This is a genomic window from Streptomyces sp. NPDC051286 (assembly GCF_044455345.1).
Lineage (GTDB): Bacteria > Actinomycetota > Actinomycetes > Streptomycetales > Streptomycetaceae > Streptomyces.
Map to the genome: position 1 here is coordinate 148,266 of NZ_JBITER010000005.1, position 15,949 is coordinate 164,214.

Annotated in this window: 8 protein-coding genes; 5 read left to right on the forward strand and 3 right to left on the reverse strand. The window is 70.6% G+C overall.

What is annotated here, in order from left to right:
- Positions 1–482: 482 nt before the first annotated feature.
- Entirely contained in the window at positions 483–1,655 is a 1,173-nt protein-coding gene (rsgA, locus tag ACIBB8_RS07885; protein ID WP_398949548.1) for a ribosome small subunit-dependent GTPase A, read from the forward strand.
- Positions 1,656–1,728: 73 nt separating this feature from the next.
- The gene (locus ACIBB8_RS07890) at positions 1,729–3,111 is read left to right on the forward strand and encodes a DNA-3-methyladenine glycosylase 2 family protein (protein WP_398949708.1); all 1,383 of its coding nucleotides are present in this window, start codon (positions 1,729–1,731) and stop codon (positions 3,109–3,111) included.
- 51 nt (positions 3,112–3,162) lie between these two features.
- On the opposite strand, the gene ACIBB8_RS07895 is transcribed toward ACIBB8_RS07890, so the two are convergent.
- Entirely contained in the window at positions 3,163–3,645 is a 483-nt protein-coding gene (locus ACIBB8_RS07895) for a DUF456 domain-containing protein (RefSeq protein ID WP_398949550.1), read from the reverse strand.
- Between the two features lie 225 nt (positions 3,646–3,870).
- Positions 3,871–4,860, reverse strand: coding sequence for a helix-turn-helix domain-containing protein (locus ACIBB8_RS07900; RefSeq protein WP_398949551.1), 990 nt, complete (start codon positions 4,858–4,860; stop codon positions 3,871–3,873).
- Positions 4,861–5,071: 211 nt separating this feature from the next.
- On the opposite strand from ACIBB8_RS07900, the gene ACIBB8_RS07905 reads away from it, so the two are divergent.
- The 3 genes from ACIBB8_RS07905 to ACIBB8_RS07915 all read left to right on the forward strand — a co-directional run bounded on the left by ACIBB8_RS07905 (position 5,072) and on the right by ACIBB8_RS07915 (position 12,331).
- A complete protein-coding gene (locus ACIBB8_RS07905; protein WP_398949552.1) occupies positions 5,072–8,848 on the forward strand; it encodes a S8 family serine peptidase in 3,777 nt (1,258 codons plus the stop codon).
- Between the two features lie 114 nt (positions 8,849–8,962).
- Positions 8,963–10,537 (forward strand): protein phosphatase 2C domain-containing protein, encoded by a 1,575-nt coding sequence (locus tag ACIBB8_RS07910; protein ID WP_398949553.1) that lies wholly within the window; start codon positions 8,963–8,965, stop codon positions 10,535–10,537.
- Between the two features lie 51 nt (positions 10,538–10,588).
- Complete coding sequence (locus ACIBB8_RS07915) at positions 10,589–12,331, forward strand: pyruvate dehydrogenase (RefSeq protein ID WP_398949554.1); 1,743 nt, start codon at positions 10,589–10,591, stop codon at positions 12,329–12,331.
- Positions 12,332–12,642: 311 nt separating this feature from the next.
- Here the strand turns inward: ACIBB8_RS07915 and ACIBB8_RS07920 are convergent, their stop codons facing one another.
- Positions 12,643–15,885: an alpha-mannosidase gene (locus ACIBB8_RS07920; protein WP_398949555.1), complete on the reverse strand. Its 3,243-nt coding sequence runs from the start codon at positions 15,883–15,885 to the stop codon at positions 12,643–12,645.
- Between the last annotated feature and the right edge of the window lie 64 nt (positions 15,886–15,949).

Sequence of the window (15,949 nt, forward strand, 5' to 3'; positions counted from 1 at the left end):
ATGTGAGTGGTGCTGCGGAACCGGCGCTTCCGTATCCGTGACGAGGTGCTGTCGTGCATTGCTGACGACATCCCGGTGCTGTCGGGCAACAGCTCCCTCAACAACCGACGCCTCGTGATGTGCGTGCGGCCGGGGCCGAGCCGCGGCCTGCCCGGACTCCCGTGTCCGTACGGGACCGCACGCGCCGATGCCCACCGCTCCACGGGCGGTGGTGGGCATCGGGCGTACGGATCAAAAATGTGTTGACGCCGTCGGGCGGTCCCGGGCTATCGTGTGCAGCGTTCCGGACGGCGGGCATGAACCGCCGGTGTCGGCCCCGTGCTTGGACCAGGAGGTGAGGACATTGATGACTGTCGTCGCGGTGGGCGCTGCCCACAACCCGAAGAGCATCGTTCTCACTCCCGTGGCCGCCGGCTGACCTTCTCCGTAACTTCCACGCGCCCGTGTGCGCGTCGCCGGGGCCACCCTTTGAAGGGTTTCCCTTGTCTTTCTCCTCGCTTTCCCCGCTCTCCTCCCTCGTCGGCCCGTCCGTGTCGCATCCGCTGGCACCGTACGGCTGGGACGACGACTGGGCCGCCGAGTTCGCTCCCCACGCCGAACAGGGGCTGCTGCCCGGACGGGTGGTGCGAGTGGACCGCGGTCAGTGCGATGTCGTCACCCCCGACGGCACCGTGCGCGCCGACACCGCGTTCGTGGTGCCGCGCGACCCGATGCGGATCGTCTGCACGGGCGACTGGGTCGCCGTCGACCCCGAAGGTGATCCGCAGTTCGTACGGACGCTGCTGCCACGGCGTACCGCCTTCGTGCGCTCGACGTCGTCGAAGCGGTCCGAGGGACAGGTCCTCGCCACCAACGTGGACCACATCGCCATCTGCGTCTCGCTCGCCGTGGAGCTCGACCTGGGGCGGGTGGAACGCTTTCTGGCGCTCGCCATGTCCAGCTCCAGCGGTGACGCGCTGCTGCGGGACGGGGCGTCCGCGCAGGACGGATCTGCGCAGCCGCTGGTGGTGCTGACCAAGGCGGACCTGGTGCCGGACGCCGCCACGCTGGCGTACCTCGTCCAGGACATCGAGACCGTCGCCCCCGGTGTACAGGTGCTGCGCGTCAGCTCCGCCACCGGGGAGGGGCTCGACGTGCTCGGCGCCATCGTCTCCGGCGGTACGAGTGTGCTGCTCGGAGTGTCCGGCGCGGGCAAGTCCACGCTTGCCAACGCCCTGCTCGGCGACGACGTGATGGCTGTCCAGGCAGCCCGTGACGTCGACGGCAAGGGCCGGCACACCACGACGACCCGCAACCTGCTGGTCCTGCCCTCCGGGGGCGTCCTCATCGACACCCCCGGGCTGCGCGGGGTCGGTCTCTGGGACGCGGAGGCCGGTGTCGGGCAGGTCTTCTCGGACGTGGAGGACCTGGCCCGGGAGTGCCGCTTCCACGACTGCAACCATGAGTCCGAGCCTGGCTGCGCAGTGCTCGCCGCCGTCGAGGACGGCGCACTGCCCGAGCGGCGCCTCGACAGCTACCGCAAGCTGCTCCGCGAGAACCAGCGCATCGTCGCCAAGACCGATGCCCGGGTACGGTCCGAGCTCCGCCGCGAGTGGAAGCGCAAGGGGGCCGAGGGCCGTGCGGCCATGGACGCCAAGCGGGGTCGGCTGCGGTAGCGCACGGGGGGCGGGGTCCACGTCCGAAAACCGCGAGTGCGCCACTGGGGGGTGGCGCACACTGGGCGGTGTGATGGACGAACAGACCAGGTACGAGGCGGTGAGCAGCCGCGACGCGCGTTTCGATGGGGAGTTCTTCTTCGCCGTCGAGACCACCGGCATCTACTGCCGGCCGAGCTGCCCCGCCGTCACTCCCAAGCGGAAGAACGTCCGCTTCTACCCGACCGCGGCCGCCGCCCAGGGCCACGGCTTCCGGGCCTGCAGACGATGCCGCCCGGACGCCGTCCCGGGGTCCGCGGAATGGGACGTACGCGCCGATGTCGTCGGCCGCGCCATGCGGATGATCGGCGACGGCGTGGTCGACCGGGAAGGCGTTCCCGGTCTTGCCCACCGGCTCGGCTACAGCTCGCGTCAGGTGCAGCGGCAGCTCAACGCCGAGCTGGGCGCCGGACCCGTCGCCCTCGCCCGTGCCCAGCGCGCGCACACCGCACGGGTGCTGCTCCAGACGACCGGGCTGCCCGTCACCGAGATCGCGTTCGCGTCGGGCTTCGCCAGCGTGCGCCAGTTCAACGACACGATCCGGCAGATCTACGCCCGTACGCCGAGCAAACTGCGGGCCGAGGCAGGCACCGGGCTGGGCGCGGCGGTACGGGAGGCGCGCACGACCGGGGTCCCGCTACGGCTCGCCCACCGCGGGCCGTACGCCGCCCGGGAGGTCTTCGATCTGCTGGCCGGTGAGACGGTCGCCCGGATCGAGGAGATCAGCGGCGAGCGGGGCGCCCGTACCTACCGGCGCACCCTGCGGCTGCCGTACGGGACGGGCATCGTCGCCGTCGACGAGCGGTCCGCGGGGGCGTGGCTGGACGCCCGGATCCACCTCACCGATCTGCGCGATCTGACGACGGCGGTGCAGCGGCTGCGGCGCCTCTTCGACCTGGACGCCGATCCGTATGCCGTCGACGAGCGGCTCGGCGCCGACCCGCTGCTGGCACCGCGCGTCGCCGCCCGCCCGGGGCTGCGGTCGCCGGGGGCGGCGGACCCGGAGGAGTTCGCGGTACGGACGCTGGTGGGCCGGGACACGGCGGAGCGGCTCGTGGAGACGTACGGGAAGGTTCTGGACGTGCCCTGCGGAGGGCTGACGCATGTGTTCCCTGAGCCGGGAGTGCTGGCAGGAGAGGCGGAGGCGCCGGCGCTGCGGGCGCTGGCGGCCGCGCTGGCCGACGGGGACGTACGGCTCGACGCCGGGGCGGACCGCGAGGAGGCCGAGCGTGCGCTGGTGCGGCTGCCGGGGATCGGCCCGGCGGCCGCGGCGCTGATCAGGATGCGGGCGCTCGGTGACCCCGATGTGGATCCGGACGGGCGCCCCGAGGCGGAGCGGTGGCGGCCCTGGCGTTCGTACGCCGTGCGCCACCTGGAGCTCCGGGGACTGTCTTCGGATCATGCCGGATCGGCCTGATCCGCACGTCAGACCTCTTCTTCGAGGCCCCAGCGGGAAGGGGGCGGGCGGTCAGCCCCAGAGCACCGTTCCCAGCCACGCCCCCGTCACCAGCAGACACGCGAACAGCTCGACGAGTACGGAGTAGCCGGTGGCCCGCATCACCGAACGGAGTGAGGCTCGCGCCGCTCCGCCGCTGCCGAGCCGCAGGCGTTCCGTGCCATAGATCGCCCCGATGTATCCCAGGATCCCGCCCACCACGGGCACCACGAAAAAGCCCACGATCCCGGCGATCCCGCCCAGCATCAGCGTCTTGCGCGGCGCCCCGGCCTCGTGCGGGCGGCGCGGCCGCAGCAGCGGTTTCAGCGCCTGGTTCAGCAACAGCAGCGCGGTGGCGCCGATCAGTACGCCCCAGGCGGCCGGGCTCCTGTCGGTCAGTGCCCACCACAGCACGGCGGCCCAGATGATCGCCTGGCCGGGCACCCCGGGCACCAGCACGCCGACCAGGCCGAGCAGCATAACCAGGCCAACGGCGATGAGCTGCCACACACCCATCTCACCAGCCTGCCGGAGTCCGGCAGGTTCCGCCCGCCAGCAAGACTCCGGCGGACGCCGTCGACGCAGCTCAGAGGGGTGATGAGGCGTTCCCGAAGCCTTACGGCCTCCCCCGCGGCAGGGAGTGGGCTCCCGTCGCCCTGCGGCTCCGTCATCCGCCTGGTCATCGAAGCCACACGACGCCGCTCGCTGATCCACCGCCCCGTCGTGGGGGACCCGGCTTGCTCAGGCCCGCGGTGTGCGGGCCACCCAGCCCCGTTCGTACGCGTGCCAGCCCAGCTGCAGCCGTGTCGACACCCCGGTCAGCTCCATCAGGCCCTTCACCCGCCGCTGTACGGTCCGCAGTCCCAGCTCCAGCTGTTTCGCCACGCTCGCGTCCGTGAGCCCGGCCAGCAGCAGCGACAGAATTTCCAGATCGGTCGGATCGGGACCCACGGAGTCCTCGTGAGCCCATCCGCTCTCGCCCAGCCGCAAGGGCATGGCCTCGCGCCACACCGCCTCGAAGAGCCCCATCAGCGACTCCAGCAGCCCGGAGGCATGGACGACCAGCGCCGCGGGCTCGGCACCCCGGCCGGTCAGCGGAACCATCGCCAGCGAGGCGTCGGCGACGACCAGCTTGGTCGGCACCCGGTCGACGACCCGGCACTGTTCGTCCCGGCTCAGGGCCGCCGACAGCTCCAGGATTCCGGACGGCAGGGCGAGCACCTCCCGCTCGAGCACCACCCGGAAGGACACCCCACGGGTCGCCGCCTGCTCCTCGGACTCGTTCTCCATGCCGCTGACGGCGATCGGCTTCCCGGTGACGAGGGCGCACACCTCGCTGGTCGCACCCAGCTGCAACTGGTGGAAGCGGTGAGCCACCGCGCTCGCGCCCGTGACCACCTCGACCAGATCATGCACGGCGGGCTCGGCCGCATCCGCCCGGTACTCCTCGGCGAGCAGCGCCGCCGCCAGTTCCGCCTGCTCCAGTTCGTGGCGCTGCTGGGTCAGCAGCGCGCCCAGGGCGACCCCCGGCGGCGCCGCCACCCACCGCCCGGTGCGGGCGGACGACTGGGCGGCGAGGCCCTGTTGCTCCAGTCGGCGAAGCGCCCGCTCGGTCTCCGACTCGGGAAGTCCCAGCCGGTGTGCGAGGTCGGAGACCTCCGCTGCGCCCAACGCGACGAGCGCGCGATAGGCGGACTCCTGTCTCCCGTCGAGACCTATGGCTCCCAGCACCCTTGGACCCCTCCCCGGACGCGTCAATTCCGCATCGTTCCGCCCTTTCGGCCGGCCGGTCGTGGCGGAAAACGGCCACGGCGTAAACCCGCCGTGTACATCATCCCTCTAGCGCTCGCCGCCATGCCAATGTGGCGCCCACCGCAGCACCAATAGCCTCCGGAATCAGCCAGCTTGTGCTGTCCTGATCCGTATTCATCTGGGGAGAGCGATGCGCCCGATATCGCGTACGGCACTGGGAGCGGCGACTGCCGCGGTCCTGGCCGTCACCGTGGTCGCACCGTCCGTGGCAGCGCCACCGACGGAGTCCACTTCGAAGAGACCGCTGACCGGCAGCGCGGCAGCCGACGCCGCCGCTGTCGCGAAGGGCGGCAAGCCGGTCACCGTCACCCTTGTCACCGGCGACAAGGTCCTGGTGAGGACGGACCGTTCGGGGGCCTCGTCGGCCACCGCACTGCCGCGCGAGGACGGCACCGTACCTCTCGTACAGACCCGGCAGTCGGGCAAGGACCTGTACGTCTACCCGGACACCGCGACCGAGGCGCTCGCTGCGGGCACGGTCGACGAGGAGCTCTTCAACGTCACCGGACTGATCCGCCAGGGCTACGACGACGCGAGCACCACGTCCCTGCCGCTGATCGCGGTCTACGGCCAGGACCTGGCCCGTTCCGCGCCCACCACGCCGCGCGGCGCGAAGCGCGGGCTCTCCCTCGACGCCATCGACGGCGTCGCGCTCAAGACGGACAAGGCGAAGGCTGCCGACTTCTGGTCGGACGTCACCCAGAACCGCTCCCGCTCGGCCTCCGGTCTCAAGAAGCTCTGGCTCGACCGCAAGGTCCAGGCCACCCTCGACCAGTCGACCAAGCAGATCGGCGCCGACCTCGCCTGGGCCGCCGGATACGACGGCAAGGGCACCAGGGTCGCCGTCCTCGACACCGGTGTCGACGCCGAACACCCCGACCTCAAGGGCCGGATCGCCGCCTCGAAGAACTTCACCGACTCCCACACCACCGACGACCGACAGGGCCACGGAACCCACACCATCTCCACCGTCGGCGGTACCGGCGCGGCCAGTGACGGCAAGAAGAAGGGTGTCGCACCCGGCGCCGACCTGCTCGCCGGCAAGGTCCTCAACGACGGCGGATTCGGTGCCGAGTCCTGGATCATCGCCGGCATGCAGTGGGCCGTCGACCAGAAGGCCGATGTCGTCTCCATGAGCCTCGGGAGCCCGACGCCGACCGACTGCACCGACCCGATGAGCGTCGCCGCCGAACAACTCGCCCAGAGCAAGAACACGTTGTTCGTCATCGCGGCAGGCAACTCCGGCCCGACGCTGAACACCGTCTCCTCCCCGGGCTGCGCCCCCAGCGTGCTGACCGTCGGCGCCGTCGACCGCGACGACTCCACGGCCTGGTTCTCCAGCCGCGGACCCGTGATCGGCTCGCACACCCTCAAGCCCGAGATCGCCGCCCCCGGCGTCGCCATTTCGGCGGCGGCGGCCGGTGGCCGCGGTGTCTACGCGTACCGCACGATGTCCGGTACATCGATGGCCACCCCGCATGTCGCGGGCGCCGCAGCGATCGTGAAGCAGCGGCATCCGGACTGGACCGCACAGCAGATCAAGGCGGCCCTCGTCTCGTCCGCGAAGAGCGACATCCCCGGTGACGTACGGGAGACCGGCGGCGGCCGCCTCGATGTGAAGGCCGCCATCGACACCACCGTCGTCGGTGCCCCCGCCGTCCAGGGCGGCACGTTCAACTGGCCGCAGGACAAGTCCGACCGCACCACGGTCGACGTCCCGTACACCAACTCCGGCACCGAGCCGGTGAAGCTGTCGCTGAAGGTCCAGGGCGTCACCGGCAACGACGGCTCGGCCGTCCGCTCCTCCGTCGCGAAGCTCGACGCGAGCAGTGTCACCGTCCCGGCCGGAGCCACCGTCAAGGTCCCGCTGCAGATCGACCCGACCGCGCAGCTGAAGGCCGCCCAGTACGGTGATGTCACCGGGCGTGTCCTGGCCACCGGCGCCGACGGCGTCAAGGTCTCCACCCCGTTCTCGCTGTACGTCGGCGCGGAGACCGTAACCCTGCGGGTCAAGCTGGTCGACCGCACCGGCAAGCCCGCCGCGGGCTCCTCCTCGCTGGACGTCATCGGCACCGACACCGCTCGTGGCGAGCGCCGCTTCAACGACGGCTCGGCCGACCAGGTGTACCAGGTCCGCCCCGGCGCCTACTTCGTCTCCAGTTTCATCATGTCGCCGGACCTGAAGGACGCCACCGGCAGGCTCGTCGAGTCCGTCGGATACCTGGCGCGCCCGCAGCTGAACGTCACCAAGGACACCACCCTGGTCCTGGACGCCCGCAAGGCTCACCAGATCCAGGTGAAGACGGAGGACCGCCCGTCCGAGGCCCGTTCCACGACCCTCGCCTTCGGCCGCAGCTGGGACGACGTCTGGCTGCACTCGGGCTCCATCACCGGCACCCGCATCGTCAAGAACTACCTGGTCGACATCCAGGGCAGGGCGAGCGACGGCGACTTCGAGTTCGACAGCGCCTGGCGTGCGTACGCCCCGCAGATCGAGAAGCTCTCGGTCGTCGGCGGCGCCGAACTGCATCCGCAGCTCGCGAGCACCGGCTCCGTCAACCTCGACGGTACCGGCGAGGCCGCGCTCGTCGACGCGGGCACCGGCACCCCCGCCGAGCTGAAGGCCGCCGATGTCACGGGCAAGATCGCCCTGGTGAGGGTCACCGACGACGGATCCATGAGCGTCCAGGCGCGGAACGCCAAGGCCGCCGGCGCGAAGGCGATCATTGTGCACCGGCCGTCCGCCGGCCTCTGGCAGCCGACCGTCGGCTTTGGTTCGGCGCCGCTGCCCTCCCTCGCCGTCGAAGCGAGTGAGGCCGCCGACCTGAACGCCGCTCTGGCCGCCGGCCCCGTGAAGCTGCGCTGGAAGGGCACTGCCGTCAGCCCGTTCGTCTACAACCTGAGCTTCCCCGAGACCGGCCCGGTCACCTCGGACCGGACGTACAAGGTCCGTGACAGCAAGCTCGGCAGGTCCACCGCCACGTACGAGGCGATGGGCGTCGCAGCCGACTACGTCGACACGATGATCATCGGCCGGCCGTACGGCGGGCGCTACTCCGCCGCCTCCGACACCGTCGCCGTCCCCGGAAAGCGCACCGAGTACTACTCGGCGGGCGACACCGGCTGGGAGCGGTACGTCTCCTCCAGCTTCCCCTGGGGCGAGTTCATGGTCGACCCGGCTCGTACCTACGCGTCCGGCTCGGAGCGTACGGAGAACTGGTACCGGGGGATTGTCGGCCCGTCCACTCCGCGTGACGCCCAGGGCAAGGAAGTGCTCGCCGCCGAGCGTCAGGGCAACCTGATCGGTGTCGCCCCAGGCTTCTGGGCGGACAGCGAGCACGCGGGCATCCAGGGCTCCTTCGGGGACATGGGCAACATGAGGCTCACCAGCGGTGGCCAGGTGCTCGGCCAGTCCGCGTGGCCGTCCGGGGTCTTCACCGTCCCGGCCGAGGACGCGGCGTACGAACTCACCATGCAGACCTTCAAGTTCGGTCAGCCCGCCACCGTGTGGAAGCGGTCCACCCAGACCGAGACCACCTGGAAGTTCCGTTCGAAGCAGGACGAGAACGTGTACTCGCAGGGGATCCCGCTGCTCTTCCCGGGATACGACCTGGACACCGACGGGCTCAAGACCCTTGCGGCGAAAGACGGTCAGACGATCGGCCTGAGCGTCACCGGCCACGCCGGCTACACGCCCGGCAAGCTGACCGCGGCAAAGGTCTCGTACTCGTACGACGGTGGAACGACCTGGACCCAGGCCACCACCGCACAGCAGGACGGGCGTTGGACCGCGACCGTGAACCACGCGGGTGCGGCCGGCAAGTCGGTCACCCTGAAGACGGAACTGACGGACGACAACGGCAACTCCGTCGTCCAGACCGTGAATGACGCGTACGCCGTGCGTTGATCACACCCTGATCGGTCCACCGGGCGACCTTCCCGTGGGGGGTGGGGTCGCCCGGCGGACCTCTTTTTCCTGATGACCCGTTTTCGTATGCCCTGTGCGGTGGACAATAGGGGCATGAGTCAGCAGGGGGAGAGGCCCGCCGCCCACGAGGACGACTGGTGGCGCAGGCTGTACGACGAAACCGCCGCGGACGCCGGGGCGAGCAGCGTGGCCGACAGTCTCGACGACCGCTTCGACTCGGCTTCGGGGGCGGTGGGTCCGGCGGGGCCGGGCGTGGGCGCCGCCTTTCCGGAACCACCCCACGTGGCGCCCGCCGACGGTCCGCCCGTGCCGTCTTCGCCGCCGGCTGCACCTCCGCCTTCGTCTGCACCTCCTCCGCCTCCGCCGTTGTCGGCACCGGAACCTCCGCCGCCTCCTGCTCCCGTGCAATCCGTGCAGGCGCGTGCGCCGTGGGAACCGCCGGTCGGCCCCACGCGGCCGAGCACTTTCGCCCCACCGCCGCCGGCCAAGCCGCCATCCGTTGCCGAAGCGCCGCCGGCCCCTCCGCCGCTCCCTGTCGAAGCGCCGACCACAGCCTCCGTACCGCCGCTCCCGCGACGGCAGGTCTCCGCGAAGCCAGAGGCGCCCGGGGCGGGACCGACCACCCCGCTCCCGGCCGCACCCAACCCCGGGACGGCTCCCGAACCCCCTTCGGATCCCGCGGCCCGCCCCGGCCTCTCGTACGTAGGCGACCGTCCGCCCACCTACGACGCCGAGCCGACCACTCTCCCCGCCACCGCCCCCCAGGAACTGGACGGACTCGTCGCCGACACCGTGCTCGACGGCGCCCGGTACGGGACATACACGCTGCGTGCCGCCTCCGTGCGTGGCGACTCCGCCCGGTTCCGGGGAGAGCCCCGGCGCGACGCCCTGCTCACCGTGCGGTTCGGTGCCGCCGAGAACGCCCTCGTGCTCGTCGCCGTTGCCAGTGGCGCCCGTGCCACCGAGCGTGCCCATCTCGCGGCCGCAGACGCCTGCCGCTGGATCGGCGGGGCCGTCGGCCGTAGCCACCCCCGGCTCTCCGAGGACATAAGAGCTGGTCGCCGCGGCGACCTCAAGTCCGGTCTGCACCGCCTCACCGACCGCAGCTACGGCAAACTCCGCGCCCGCGCCGTCGAGCTGGGGCTCGAACCGGAGGAGTACACCGCGGGGCTGCGGTGTCTGCTGCTGTCAGCCGATCCTGCCTGCCGGACCCGGGTCTTCTTCGGGGCGGGCGGCGGGGGGCTCTTCCGGCTGCGGGACGGCATCTGGCAGGACCTCGAACCGGACGTCCCGGATCCCGGGGCCATCACCGGGCAGGCCGTCGTCGGCTTCGGGTTCGCGTCGCCCGAGAGCGGGCCCGACGGCGACCTGCTGACCATGGACCTGGGGATCGCGACGCCCCCGTCCCCGTACGTCGAGAGCCCGCCATGGCCACCCGCGCCGCCGTTCCGGTTCCGCGCCTCGGTAGCCCGCCCGGGGGACACGCTGCTCCTGTGCAGTACCGGTCTCGCCGAGCCGCTGCGCGGCGAACCCGCCCTCGCCGAGGAGCTCGCCGAACGCTGGACGCCCCAGGAGCCGCCCGGCCTGGCGGCGTTCCTCGCGGACACCCAGCTCAGGGTGAAGGGGTACGCCGACGACCGTACGAGTGTCGGCGTCTGGGAGGCGTAAGCGCACGCGCCATGGGTTGATGGAGTCCTACCGCGGAGAGGATACGCACCCATGGCCAAGCAGAACGTGTCGGAGCAGTTCGTCGACATTCTCGTCCGGGCAGGCGTCAAGCGCCTGTACGGCGTCGTCGGCGACAGCCTCAACCCGGTCGTCGACGCCGTTCGCCGCAACGCGGGCATCGAGTGGATCCAGGTCAGACACGAGGAGACCGCCGCCTTCGCCGCCGGCGCCGAGGCCCAGATCACCGGGACCCTGGCCGCCTGCGCGGGTTCCTGTGGCCCCGGCAATCTGCACCTCATCAACGGTCTCTACGACGCCCACCGCTCGATGGCCCCGGTCCTCGCCCTTGCCTCGCACATTCCTTCGAGCGAGATCGGTCTCGGCTACTTCCAGGAGACCCACCCGGGGCTGCTCTTCCAGGAGTGCAGCCACTACAACGAGATGATCTCCAACCCGCAGCAGATGCCCAGGCTGCTCCAGACCGCGATCCAGCACGCGATCGGACGCGGCGGGGTCAGCGTCGTCTCGATGCCGGGCGACATCGCCTCCCAGCCGGCGCCGGAGAAGTCGATCGAGCACGCCCTGGTCACCGCGCGGCCGACGGTCCGGCCCGGTGACGAGGAGATCGAGAAGCTCTGCCGGATGGTCGACGCGGCGAAGCGGGTGACGCTGTTCTGCGGGAGCGGCACGGCGGGCGCCCACGCCGAGGTCATGGAGTTCGCCGAGCGGGTGAAGGCCCCCGTCGGTCATGCGCTGCGCGGCAAGGAGTGGATCCAGTACGACAACCCGTACGACGTCGGCATGAGCGGACTGCTCGGCTACGGTGCCGCGTACGAGGCGACCAACGAGTGCGACCTGCTGATCCTGCTCGGCACCGACTTCCCGTACAACGCCTTTCTGCCTACCGATGTGAAGATCGTCCAGGTCGATGTGCGCCCCGAGAACCTCGGCCGCCGGTCCAAGCTGGATCTGGGGATCTGGGGCGATGTCCGTGAGACGCTGCGCTGTCTGACGCCGCAGGTGAAGGTCAAGACCGACCGTAAGTTCCTCGACCGGATGCTGAAGAAGCACGCCGACGCGCTGGAGGGCGTGGTCAAGGCGTACACCCGCAAGGTCGAGAAGCACATCCCTATCCATCCCGAGTACGTCGCTTCGGTGCTCGACGAACTCGCCGACGAAGACGCGGTGTTCACCGTCGACACCGGCATGTGCAATGTGTGGGCGGCCCGCTATCTCACCCCCAACGGCAAGCGCCGGGTGATCGGTTCGTTCAGCCACGGCTCGATGGCCAACGCGCTGCCGCAGGCGATCGGCGCCCAGTTCGTCGACCGGAGCAGGCAGGTCGTGTCGATGTCCGGCGACGGCGGATTCACCATGCTGATGGGCGACTTCCTCACCCTCGTCCAGTACAACCTTCCGGTGAAAGTGGTTGTTTTCAACAACTCATCCCTCTCCATGGTCGAGTTGGAGATGCTGGTAGCGGGGCTTCCGTCGTTCGGTACGACCAACAAGAACCCGGACTTCGCGGCGATCGCCCGGGCCGCCGGTGCGTACGGCGTACGGGTGGAGAGGCCCAAGCAGCTCGAAGGCGCCCTCAAGGACGCCTTCAAGCACAAGGGACCGGCCCTGGTCGATGTCGTCACCGACCCCAACGCGCTCTCCATCCCGCCGAAGATCAGCGCGGAGATGGTGACCGGCTTCGCGCTCTCCGCAAGCAAGATCGTGCTGGACGGCGGCGTGGGCCGGATGCTTCAGATGGCCCGCTCCAACCTGCGGAACGTGCCACGCCCCTGACGGCCTCCCGTCGCTCAGGCCGGGGTAACGGCCTGGTGCACGATAGCGAGCGGGCTCCCGGCGTCATGCGACTCCGCCTCCGGCGTTGTCGTCAGTCGACGACTCCCCCATGGCCTTGAAGGCATGAGAGGGGCCCCCTTCGCGTCGCCACCCTCCTCCGCCTTGGATTCGAAGCCGCATGACGCCGCTCGCTGATCCACTCTCTATCGTGCACCAGGCCGTAAGACCGACCGGCACATGGGAGGCGGCGTCGCGGGGCTGGGCACGCACATCTGCCGCGTTGTCGTCAATCACCATGGCTCCGCCATGCCTCAATCCTCCGCCTTGCAGCTGCACACACCCAGCCCCGCTCCTTCTCCCACCCCCCATGTGCCGGTCGGTCTGAGTCGCACCGTCAGGATCTGGAACGGCCGCAGCGCCAGTACGAGACCGTGCTCATCGATGGTTGCCTCGTTCAGGGGGCGTTCCAGCAGGTCGGTGATCTGTGCCCGCACCACGGGGAAGCCGACCCGGAGCGTGGCTTCCGCCCGGCCGCCCGCCGACTCGTACAGCCGGACGACCACATCGCCGCTTCGGTCCTCGGCGAGCTTCACCGACTCCACGGTCACCGCCGGATGCCCGGTGGTGACCAGCGACGGCGCGGCCGGGGCCACGGCCGCGCGCAGCGGCAGATTGAACGCGAGCCCCTCGCGTACCGCGTCCGAGATCTCCGCCCCGGGCGCCAGCGCATACCGGAACCGGTGCGTGCCGAGGTCGGTCTCCGGATCCGGGCTGTGCGGGGCGCGCAGCAGCGTCAGCCGTACGGTGGTGGCAAGCCCCGACCTGTGCGGGGTCCGGGTCACGTCGTGCCCGTACGTGGAGTCGTTGAGCACCGCGATCCCGTATCCCGGCTCGGCGACCCGCAGCCAGCGGTGCGCACAGATCTCGAAACGCGCCGCGTCCCAGCCGGTGTTGTCGTGCGTTGCGCGGTGGACGTGCCCGAACTGGATCTCGGACGTGGACCGTTCGGCATGCACATCGAGCGGGAACGCGGCCTTGAGGACCTTCTCCGACTCCTGCCAGTCCACCTCGGTGTCGATGTCGATCTGCCTGCTCCCCGCCGCCAGCCGGATCTCCTGCACGATCCGCGACCTGCCGAACGAGCGCACCACGCGTACGGCCGCCCGCAGCGGTCCCTCCTCGACGAGCTCGACCGAGTCGGCATCGGTCAGATCGGTGCGGGTCCGGCGGTAGTGCCGGTCGATGTCCCAGGCATCCCAGTGGTTGGGGTGGTCCGGGTGCAGCTGAAGGAGGTTGGCCCGGTGACCGGGGGCGAGGACCTCACGCCGTGCGCCGAGGTCACGGACGGCGGCGATCAGCCCGTCGCGGTCGACGGTGAAGCGCAGCAGGCCGTTGTCGAGGACGAATCCCCCGTCCGACGTGCGGCCCGCCGTGACCTCGTGTTCGGGTACCGCAGACCCGTCGAGCAGTCCTGCGCCCAGGCCCGGCGCCTTGGCGAGCACCGCCGTGCGCCGGTCGGCCAGCTGCTGGACATGGGCACCGGACGGCAGCGCCGCGCTCGCCTCCGCGTCCAGCTCCAGCACCTGACGTCGGTCGTACGGGGAGGAGTTGAGCGCCACCAGACCCTCTGCGGCGCTTGGGGCGTGTTTCGGAAGTCCCGCCTTGCCCGCCCTACGGGCGGACGACGCTCCTTTCGAAAGACGCCCTAGCGCGGTCACCGCCTCGGCCACCAGGTCGGCCAGCTCCGCCCGCACTTGTTCGTAGGTGTCGCGGGCCTCGCGGTGCACCCAGGCGATCGACGAGCCGGGCAGGATGTCATGGAACTGATGCAGCAGCACCGTCTTCCACACCCGGTCCAGCGTCTCGTACGGATAGACGTACCCGGGCGCCCGAAGTGCTGCCGTCGTCGCCCACAACTCGGCCTCCCGCAGCAGATGCTCACTGCGACGATTGCCCTGCTTGGTCTTGGCCTGGGTGGTGTACGTCGCCCGGTGCAGCTCCAGATACAGCTCGCCGGACCAGACCGGTGCCTGCTCGGCGTATTCCTCCTCCGCGGCTGCGAAGAACGCCGACGGCTTCTCGATCGTGACCCGCGGAGAACCCTCCAGATCGCGGAGCCGGCGCGCCTTCTCCAGCATCTCGCGGGTCGGACCGCCGCCGCCGTCGCCCCAGCCGAACGGCACCAGCGAGCGGGTCGCCCGCCCCTTCTCGGCGAAGTTCTTCTCCGCATGGGCGAGTTCGCGGGCATGGAAGTGCGCGTTGTACGTGTCGACGGGCGGGAAATGGGTGAAGACCCTGGTCCCGTCGATGCCCTCCCACCAGAAGGTGTGGTGCGGCATCTTGTTGGTCTGGTTCCAGGAGAGCTTCTGCGTCAGGAACCACCTCACCCCTGCCAGTGCGGCGAGTTGCGGGAATGCTGCCGTGTAGCCGAAGGAATCCGGCAACCAGATCTCCTCCGTCTCCACCCCCAGCTCCTCCCGGAAGAAACGCTTTCCGTGCACGATCTGCCGCGCCAGCGCCTCACCGCCCGGCATATTGGCGTCGGACTCCACCCACATCGAACCGACGGGCGCCCACTGTCCGTCCGCCACCGCCTGCTTGATCCGCTCCCAGATGTGCGGCTGATGGTCACGCACCCAGGCGTACTGCTGGGCCTGCGAACAGGCGAAGACCAGCTCCGGATAGTCTTGGGCGAGCGCGGCGACATTGGCGAACGTGCGCGAGGCCTTCCGTACCGTCTCGCGCAGCGGCCACAGCCACGCCGAGTCGATGTGGGCATGACCGGCGGCCGAGATCCGGTGCGCGCTCGCCGACGCGGGGCGGGCGAGTGCCTCGGCGAGCTCGGCCCGGGCTACGGACGCCGTGCCCGCCACATCGTGCAGATCCAGGGCGTCGAGCATCCGCTCCAGCGCCCGCAGGATCTCGTGCCGTCGTGACCGATCGGCGGGCAGTTCGTGCATCAGCTCCGACAACACCTCGATGTCCAGGACGAGATGCCAGACCTCCTCGTCCAGCACGGCGAGGTCCGCCGAGACGAACCGGTACAGCGGCCGGTCGCCCGCCGTGAGGACGTCCCCGAGCGGAGTCGGCATGAAGCCGTGCTCCAGTACGGCCGGGTTGGCCGCCGCCTCGAGCAGCAAGGAGACCGGCTCACCGCCCGACGCCGCGGTCGCGACCCTCAGATGGCGATTGCGGGGGTGGATGCCCTTGAGCGGTACGCCCTCCGTGTCGTAGAGCATCCCCTCTGCCTGGAAGCCCGGACCCTGACCGGAGAATCCGGGGTCGACGACCACCTCGACGTGGCGCCCCGCCCACGCCTCGGGCACTGTGCCCTCCAGCCTGAACCAGCTGGTCGACCAGGGCCTGCCCCACTCCGTGCCGACCCCGAACGGCTCGTACGTCCCCGTCATCGCCTCCGCCACCGGCACCGGTTCGCCCGGCGCGTGCCACACGGAGAGGGTGAGCGGGGACCGGTCCGCGTACTGGGCGGGGCGGATGAATTGCTGGAGGGCGCGCTCCAGGCGGCCCTCCACCAGCGTGTGGTCGTCGTGCATCACGACTCCTCGGGATCGGCGCTTCGGGGTGTCCATGGCTCCACTTCCCCGGCGGCGGAACCGG